At 73.5% G+C, this 6,733-nt stretch carries 7 protein-coding genes; 6 read left to right on the top strand and 1 reads right to left on the bottom strand.

All coding sequences use genetic code 11. From position 1 onward, the window contains the following. Positions 1–378 precede the first annotated feature (378 nt). Positions 379–663 carry an HU family DNA-binding protein gene (locus J0670_RS25980; RefSeq protein ID WP_030242980.1) on the top strand — a complete coding sequence of 95 codons (285 nt, stop codon included), beginning with the start codon at positions 379–381 and terminating at the stop codon, positions 661–663. Between the two features lie 72 nt (positions 664–735). On the opposite strand, the gene murA is transcribed toward J0670_RS25980, so the two are convergent. Beyond that, positions 736–2,076 (bottom strand): UDP-N-acetylglucosamine 1-carboxyvinyltransferase, encoded by a 1,341-nt coding sequence (gene murA, locus J0670_RS25975; protein WP_207814092.1) that lies wholly within the window; start codon positions 2,074–2,076, stop codon positions 736–738. Positions 2,077–2,382: 306 nt separating this feature from the next. Here murA and J0670_RS25970 point away from each other — a divergent pair, with 306 nt between their 5' ends. From J0670_RS25970 to J0670_RS25950, 5 genes are all read left to right on the top strand, one after another. Continuing rightward, a complete protein-coding gene (locus J0670_RS25970; RefSeq protein WP_207814091.1) occupies positions 2,383–2,967 on the top strand; it encodes a YqgE/AlgH family protein in 585 nt (194 codons plus the stop codon). 73 nt (positions 2,968–3,040) lie between these two features. Continuing rightward, positions 3,041–3,319, top strand: a complete 279-nt coding sequence (locus J0670_RS25965) for a DUF3039 domain-containing protein (RefSeq protein ID WP_196947467.1) — start codon at positions 3,041–3,043, stop codon at positions 3,317–3,319. A gap of 90 nt (positions 3,320–3,409) precedes the next feature. Continuing rightward, positions 3,410–5,020, top strand: a complete 1,611-nt coding sequence (locus J0670_RS25960; protein WP_207814090.1) for a beta-N-acetylhexosaminidase — start codon at positions 3,410–3,412, stop codon at positions 5,018–5,020. Positions 5,021–5,312: 292 nt separating this feature from the next. Beyond that, positions 5,313–6,179: a xanthine dehydrogenase family protein subunit M gene (locus J0670_RS25955; protein WP_207814094.1), complete on the top strand. Its 867-nt coding sequence runs from the start codon at positions 5,313–5,315 to the stop codon at positions 6,177–6,179. Further along, a partial coding sequence (locus J0670_RS25950; RefSeq protein ID WP_374223165.1) for a (2Fe-2S)-binding protein occupies positions 6,176–6,733 on the top strand: 558 nt, incomplete at its 3' end. The genes J0670_RS25955 and J0670_RS25950, both read left to right, overlap by 4 nt.

Raw genomic sequence — 6,733 nt, 5'->3', positions numbered from 1 at the left:
GTAGCCCTGCACGGGGCAGGCGTGTCCGACAAGTACGGAACGTCCCCCTGGTCTTCCGGCGAGTCGTCCCGACCGCCGTCCGCGCCCGGTCCGCCGGAGCCGACGGAGCGTCACACCTCCAACGGGCGGGCGATGTTCGGGTGGTTCTGCCGGGGCCCGATTGGCTTTCTCGGGGCCGGTCGGGGCAGGATTCGTTCCCAGGCAGGCGGGCGGGCCCCTCGTAGGGCGCCGGCGCGCGGCAACGGGTACGACCCGGCCCGCGACCACGCATTGCCTGCATGAGCACAGTGTGCGGACCTGCGGCCCATCCGGGTGCCCCCCGGTGGGAGCACCGATGGGCCCCCGCACACCGCAAGCGAACAGACCACAGGAGTACACATGAACCGCAGTGAGCTGGTGGCCGCGCTGTCCGAGCGCGCCGAGGTGACCCGCAAGGACGCCGACGCCGTTCTGGCCGCCTTCGCCGAGATCGTCGGCGAGGTCGTCGCCAAGGGCGACGAGAAGGTCACCATCCCCGGTTTCCTGACCTTCGAGCGCACCCACCGCGCTGCCCGCACCGCCCGCAACCCGCAGACCGGCGAGCCGATCCAGATCGCGGCCGGCTACAGCGCCAAGGTGAGCGCCGGCTCCAAGCTGAAGGAAGCCGCCAAGGGCGCTGCCTGAGCCACCCCTTGAACGCCCGAGAGGCCGGGCTCCCCGCGGGGAGCCCGGCCTCTCGCCGTGCGTGCTCGGCCGTCAGGCGTCGACCAGCTGCTCGCTGGGCAGCTCGACGTGGGCGCCCAGGTCGCGCAGCTTGTCCATGAAGTTCTCGTAGCCGCGGTTGATCAGGTCGATGCCGTGCACGGTCGAGGTGCCCTCGGCCGCCAGCGCCGCGATCAGGTACGAGAAGCCGCCGCGCAGGTCCGGGATGACCAGCTCGGCGCCGATCAGCTTGGACGGGCCGGAGACGACCGCGGAGTGCAGGAAGTTGCGCGCGCCGAAGCGGCACGGCGTGGCGCCCAGGCACTCGCGGTACAGCTGGATGTGCGCGCCCATCTGGTTCAGCGCGCCGGTGAAGCCCAGGCGCGACTCGTACACCGTCTCGTGCACGATGGACAGCCCGGTGGCCTGGGTCAGCGCGACCACCAGCGGCTGCTGCCAGTCGGTCTGGAAGCCCGGGTGCACGTCGGTCTCCAGGGCGATCGCCTTGAGCTCGCCGCCCGGGTGCCAGAAGCGGATGCCCTCGTCGTCCACCTCGAAGGCGCCGCCGACCTTCCGGAAGGTGTTGAGGAAGGTCATCATCTCCAGCTGGCGGGCGCCGCGGACGTAGATGTCACCCTTGGTGGCGAGCGCCGCGCAGGCCCAGGAGGCGGACTCCAGCCGGTCCGGCAGGGCGCGGTGGGTGTAGCCGCCGAGCTCGTCCACGCCGGTGATCAGGATGGTCCGGTCCGTGCCCAGCGTGATGATCGCGCCCATCTTCTGCAGCACGCAGATCAGGTCGACGATCTCCGGCTCGATGGCCGCGTTGCGCAGCTCGGTGACGCCCTCGGCGAGGACGGCGGTGAGCAGCACCTGCTCGGTCGCGCCGACCGAGGGGTAGGGCAGCTCGATCTTGGTGCCGCGCAGCCGCTGCGGGGCGACCAGGTAGGTGCCCTGCGGGTGCTTCTCGATCGTGGCGCCGAACTGGCGCAGCACCTCGAAGTGGAAGTCGACGGGGCGGCCGCCGATGTCGCAGCCGCCGAGGCCCGGGATGAAGGCGTGGCCGAGGCGGTGCAGCAGCGGGCCGCAGAACAGGATCGGGATCCGCGAGGAGCCGGCGTGCGCGTCGATGTCGGCGACGTTGGCGCTCTCGACGTGCGAGGGGTCGAGGATCAGCTCGCCGTCCTCGTCGCCGGTGCGCACGGTCACGCCGTGCAGTTGCAGCAGGCCGCGGACCACCTTGACGTCGCGGATGTCCGGGACGTTGCGCAGTCTGCTGGGACCCTGGCCGAGGAGGGCGGCGACCATGGCCTTGGGGACCAGGTTCTTCGCACCGCGGACGCGGATCTCGCCTTCGAGCGGGTTTCCGCCGTGGACCAGCAGGACGTCGTCGGTCATCGTTCTCGCAATCCGGGGTGCCAGAGGAGTCGGGAAAAGGGGGCTCCGGGGGAGGAGCCGCTGGTGGACCGGTCGTACGGGCGCGTTCCGGGCCCCCGGTGAAACCGAGTCGGCACCGTGCAAGGGCGTCCACCAGACGTAGATGGTAGTAGGCGTGCCGCCGGTTCCCGTGAGCCTCTCCCGTGATGGTGCTCTCTCCGGGGCCTCGCCCGCCCGCCGACTGGGCCGTACGGGTGTTCGTCCGGCGTGGCGGGGTTTCGAGCGTTGCGGTGTCCGACGGGTGCCGTTCTGCGGGATCATGTGGGCATGACGGCGGCCCATTCGCACGCAGGCCGGTCCCACACCGGCCGTCTGCTCGTCGCGACGCCCATGCTCACCGACCCGAACTTCGCGCGGGCGGTGGTGCTGCTCCTCGACCACGACGCCGAGGGGGCGCTCGGCGTGGTCCTCAACCGGCCGACGCCGGTCGAGGTGGGCAGAGTGCTGGACGGCTGGAACAGACTCGTCGGGCAGCCCGCGGTGGTGTTCCAGGGCGGGCCGGTGGCGCTGGACTCGGCGCTGGGCCTCGCGGTCGCACCCGGGGAGCCGGGCAGCGGCGAGCCGCTCGGCTGGCGGCGGGTGCACGGCGCGATCGGCCTGGTGGACCTTGAGGCGCCGCCCGAGGTGCTGGCCGGCGAGCTGGGGAGCCTGCGGATCTTCGCGGGGTACGCCGGCTGGTCGCCGGGCCAGCTGGAGGCGGAGCTGGAGAGCGGCGCCTGGTACCTGGTGGAGTGCGAACCGGGGGACGTCTCCAGCCCCGAGCCGGAGCGGCTGTGGCGCTCGGTGCTGCGCCGCCAGCGCGGCCCGCTGGCCCTGCTGGCGACCTACCCGGACGACCCGACGATGAACTGAGCGACCGCCCCGGTGCCGGGTCCGCGGCGCGACACTGGCCCGGTTTCCGGGGGCGCCCATAGACTTGGCACCTATGAGCACTCTTGAGCCCGAGCGCGGCCTCGGCACCGGCACCCTGGTCGAGCCCGTCCCGCAGGTGTCCCACGGGGACGGCGACCACGAGCGCTTCGCGCACTACGTCCAGAAGGACAAGATCATGGAGAGCGCGCTCTCCGGGTCCCCCGTGGTCGCGCTCTGCGGCAAGGTGTGGGTGCCCGGGCGCGACCCGAAGAAGTACCCGGTCTGCCCGATGTGCAAGGAGATCTACGACGGCATCGGCAAGCCGCAGGGCGGAGACGGCGACGACAAGTAGTCCGGCGCCCTCTGCAACGCCGTTTTGCATAGCACCGCGTTTGGCGCGGTGGTCTATGCCAGTCGTTCCGGGCGTGGGCAGGATGTCGGAATGGACCTCATTCCCGCACCTTCGAGTGCCGTCCACCGCCCGGACGAGGACTTCGCGCTCGACGCCACCACCACGCTGACCGCGCCGCCCGGGCTGGCCGACGCCGAGCGCTGGCTGCGCGGCACGCTGTCCGCCGCGACCGGGCTGCCGCTGGGCCCGGGCCGGCCGGGCACCGGCATCGAACTGGTCCAGGACGACACGCTCGCGGCCGAGGCGTACCGGATCACGGTGCGCCCCGGCCACGCCGTGCTCGCCGCGGGCGGCCCGGCCGGTGCGCTGTGGGCCGCCCAGACCCTGCGGCAGCTGCTCGGGCCGGACGCCCACCGCCGCTCCCCGCTGCGCCGCGAGGGCTGGGTGCTGCCCGGCGCCGACATCGCGGACGCCCCCCGGTTCGGCTGGCGCGGCGTGCTGCTGGACGTCGCCCGGCACTTCCTGCCCAAGTCCGACCTGCTGCGCTTCGTCGACCTGCTGGCCGCGCACAAGCTCAACGTGCTGCACCTGCACCTGACCGACGACCAGGGCTGGCGGGTGGAGATCAAGCGCTACCCGGCACTGACCGGGCGCGGCGCCTGGCGGGAGCGCTCGATGGTCGGCTACCGCTCGGCCCAGCGGCGCGACGACCGCCCGCACGGCGGCTACTACACCCAGGACGACCTGCGCGAGATCGTCGCCTACGCGGCCGCGCGCGGGATCACCGTCGTCCCGGAGATCGACCTGCCCGGCCACACCCAGGCCGCCATCGCCGCCTACCCCGAGCTGGGCAACACCGACGTGGTGGACACCGCCGCGCTCGGCGTCTGGACGGACTGGGGGGTGAGCCACAACGTGCTCAACGCCTCCGAGGGGACGCTGCGCTTCTTCGAGGGGGTGCTGGAGGAGGTCCTGGAGCTGTTCCCGTCCGAGTTCATCCACCTCGGCGGCGACGAGTGCCCCAAGGAGCAGTGGAAGGACAGCGCCGCCGCCCAGGCCCGGATCCGCGAGCTGGGCCTGGCCAACGAGGACGAGCTGCAGAGCCACGTCATCCGGCACTTCGACCGCTGGCTGGCCGAGCGCGGCCGCCGGCTGATCGGCTGGGACGAGATCCTGGAGGGCGGCCTGGCCCCGGGCGCGGCCGTCTCCTCCTGGCGCGGCTTCGGCGGCGGGATCGCCGCCGCGAAGGCCGGGCACGACGTGGTGATGTGCCCCGAGCAGCACGTCTACCTCGACCACCGGCAGGCCGACGGTCCGGACGAGCCGATCCCGGTCGGTTTCGTGCGCACGCTGGAGGACGTCTACCGCTTCGAGCCCGTCCCGGAGCAGCTGGACGAGGTCGCCGCCCGGCGCGTCATCGGCACCCAGGCCAACCTGTGGAGCGAGTTCGCGGACACTGCCCGGGACCTCGACTACCGGGCCTTCCCCCGGCTGGTCGCCTTCGCCGAGGTCGCCTGGTCCGACCTGCCCGCCGCGCCGGCCGAGCGCGACTTCACCGGGTTCGAGCGGCGGCTGACGACCCACCTGAAGGCGCTGGACGCGCTCGGCGTCGAGTACCGCCCGGCCGGCGGACCGCACCCCTGGCAGCGCCGGCCCGGAGTGGTCGGCCGGCCGATCGAGGGCCCGCCGCCGGTGAGGTGATCGCCCGCCCGGGAACTTATGAGTGGTCATCTGACGTCAAGAGAAGATGAACATCTGCCCTGGCCCGACCGGGGTCGGGGCAGATACCGCCCGGTTTCCGTCCCAATCGGGCAGCACCGTTCACCGGTCCCGAAATGATCATCGAGCATTGTGTGCCAGAGTTGCCCAACCCGGCCCGATCGCCCGTACCCTACGGGCCAGGCCGGGCTGCTGACGCGGACAGCGCGGCCGCGGGCGGCAGGCGATCGATGAGCAAGTGGAGCACGGTGGGACCCAGGTGAACCGGACGATCATGCTGCCGGCCTCGCTCGACGAGGCCGTCGACGCGCTGGCCGCCGCCCCGGCCGCGGTACCGGTGGCCGGAGCCACCGACCTCATGGAAGCCGTCAACGCCGGACGGCTGCGCCCCGCCGCGCTGGTCGGCCTCGGCCGGATCACCGAGCTGCGCGGCTGGCGCTACGAGGACGGCGGCACCGCCGTCCTCGGCGCCGGACTCACCCACGCCCGGATGGACCGCCCCGACTTCGCCGCGCTCATCCCCGCGCTCGCCGACGCCGCCCGCACGGCCGGCCCGCCGCAGGTGCGCAACGTCGGCACCCTCGGCGGCAACATCGTCACCGCCGCCCCGGCCGGCGACACCCTCCCGGTGCTCTCCGCGCTGGAGGCCAGCGTCACCCTCGCCCGGGCCGGCGGCACCCGCGAGGTGCCGGTCAGTCACCTGCTCACCGGCCTCGACCCGGTGCGCCCCGGCGAACTGCTCACCTGGGTGCGCGTCCCGCTGCTGCACGCGCCGCAGGTCTTCCTCAAGGCCACCGGCCGCAGCGGCCCGGCCCGCGCCACCGCCTCCGTCGCCCTCGTCCTCGACCCGGCCCGGCGCGCCGTGCGCTGCGCCGTCGGGGCCGTCGCCCCGGTGCCGCTGCGCCCGCTGGAGGCCGAGGCCTGGGTGGCCGGCTGCATCGACTGGGACGGCAGCCGGGAGATCGACCCGGCCGCCACCGCCGCCTTCGGCGAGTACGTGGCCGCCGCCTGCGTCCCCGACAACTACGGCGCCGAGGGCGCCTGGGAGGCCGTGACCGAGGGGCCGACAGCGGCCGCCGTCCGGTTGCGGCGTACCGTATCGGTGCTGGCCCGACGGGCACTGGGAAGGGCGCTGAAGTGACCACAGACCCCATCGAGACCCTCGACGCCGACCCGCTCGGCCTCGCCCCGCAGGTCAGCCGGGAGCTGCGCCCGTGCGCCTCCTACACGCTGCGGGTCAACGGTTTCGAACGGCCCGTCACCGACGCCTGGATCGGCGAGAGCCTGCTCTACGTGCTGCGCGAGCGACTCGGCCTGGCCGGCGCCAAGGACGGCTGCGAGCAGGGCGAGTGCGGCGCCTGCTCGGTGCAGGTGGACGGCCAGCTGGTGGCCGGCTGCCTGGTGCCCGCCGCGCTGGCCGCCGACAGCGAGATCAACACCGTCGAGGGCCTGTCGGCCGGCGGCGGCGCGAGCGACGTCCAGCAGGCGCTGGCCGCCTCCGGCGCCGTCCAGTGCGGCTACTGCACCCCCGGCCTGGCGATGGCCGTGCACGACCTGCTCCAGCGCAACCACCGGCCCACCGAGGTCGAGGCCCGGCAGGCGCTGTGCGGCAACCTCTGCCGCTGCACCGGCTACCGCGGGGTGCTGGCCGCCGTCCAGACCGTCGCGGACGCCCGCACGCAGGAGGCCGAGGAG

Source organism: Streptomyces sp. FH025 (genome assembly GCF_017427025.1).
Classification (GTDB): Bacteria; Actinomycetota; Actinomycetes; order Streptomycetales; family Streptomycetaceae; genus Kitasatospora.
The sequence above is the reverse complement of the archived record's forward strand: the minus strand, read 5'-3'. Positions and strand labels throughout refer to the sequence as shown.